This is a genomic window from Alteromonas sp. BZK5, from assembly GCF_014349115.1.
GTDB lineage: Bacteria > Pseudomonadota > Gammaproteobacteria > Enterobacterales > Alteromonadaceae > Alteromonas > Alteromonas macleodii.
Genome location: NZ_JACSOE010000276.1, coordinates 1 through 1,108 on the forward strand (window position 1 = coordinate 1; position 1,108 = coordinate 1,108).

A 1,108-nucleotide genomic window follows, 5' to 3' on the forward strand; every position below is an offset into this window, starting at 1 on the left:
ATTTGCCTCTAACTCGCCACACGACGATACCGCTTATTACCGCAAGTCGATTTACCACCCGTTTCCGGTCCCCACAATGGACACACGCATTGTTACGAAGGCACTTCCTGCCATTATCGACAAGATATTTAAGCCTGGCGTATGCTTTTACCGTTGCGGCGTAGGGATTGTAGAAATCATACCTGCAGCAAACTATCAAGCCGACCTTTTTAGCATAAACGAAGATAAGCCAGCGTTGATGAACGTACTTGACGCCGTCAATGATAGATACGGTAAAAGCACCCTTCAGGTGGCTTCAAAAGGGTTTGATAAAAAACATGAGATGAAGAGGCAATTCCTAACAAAGCGCGCAACTACACGTTGGAGTGATATTCCGATCGTGAAGTGTTAACGCAGCTATGATGCCATCAGAAACCCGACGTTAAGATTTCACGTACTTGCGTGCCTGTGTTATGAGCTGCTCTGTCTGGTGATAAAGGGACAAAATCGCGAAGTGCATCAGTAGCTAGCGAAATTAGCTCAGATTGTTGCTCTTCAGTCATATCGCTTAAGTCGAATTGAGGGTGCAAATTCAATGACACCATTGTTCTAATCACCAACATTCTGGCGTGAATTTTAATATCCTCTTCAACACCACAGTAAACATACCTAGCACAAGCAAACCTAATTAGTCTTGCCATGCTATGAATGTGACTAATATGCTTTTTGATATTTTCGAAATTTTGAAAATCCATGTCGTGGCCCCTTTAAATAAGTAAGACCACATTGTATTAATACGTTTTTTGGGGGAAATGGAAGATTAAAACCAGTGCACATTGTTTTTCGACTTGTACGCTAGTTGTCAGACATAAATGATTTAAGTGAAGGATCAGCCACCAGCCAGACTCCCCTCGATTCATTATAAATAAGGTCCTGTTCAGCCAAGCGTGACAACGCTGCGCCAATCAATGGATTACTGGGGCGCTTACCCAGTTCAGATTCAAGCACACTTTTCGTTTCATCCGTGTACAGCCCTTTGTTCCAGTCCTTGGCTAGTAATTTAAGTAGCACTTTATCGAGCGGATTGAGTTGCTCAATGGACTTAGCAAATTCACTGCGCTCATTTAAT

The 1,108-nt window shown here is 42.9% G+C and carries 3 protein-coding genes; 1 reads left to right on the forward strand and 2 read right to left on the reverse strand.

From position 1 onward, the window contains the following. A partial coding sequence (locus tag BIZ39_RS21925; protein WP_187448135.1) for a DUF4113 domain-containing protein occupies nt 1–391 on the forward strand: 391 nt, incomplete at its 5' end. A 16-nt stretch (nt 392–407) separates the two neighbouring features. Here BIZ39_RS21925 and BIZ39_RS21930 read toward each other — a convergent pair. Together BIZ39_RS21930 and BIZ39_RS21935 are read right to left on the reverse strand one after the other, a co-directional pair. Continuing rightward, nucleotides 408–734: a hypothetical protein gene (locus BIZ39_RS21930; protein ID WP_187448136.1), complete on the reverse strand. Its 327-nt coding sequence runs from the start codon at nt 732–734 to the stop codon at nt 408–410. Between the two features lie 100 nt (nt 735–834). Next, nucleotides 835–1,108, reverse strand: a 274-nt coding sequence (locus BIZ39_RS21935) for a hypothetical protein (RefSeq protein ID WP_187448137.1), incomplete at its 5' end; no start/stop codon positions are given.

What these genes read in the sequence shown, in the direction of transcription:
- BIZ39_RS21930 (WP_187448136.1), bottom strand. Translation starts at nt 734, where the DNA reads ATGGATTTTCAAAATTTCGAAAATATCAAAAAGCATATTAGTCACATT.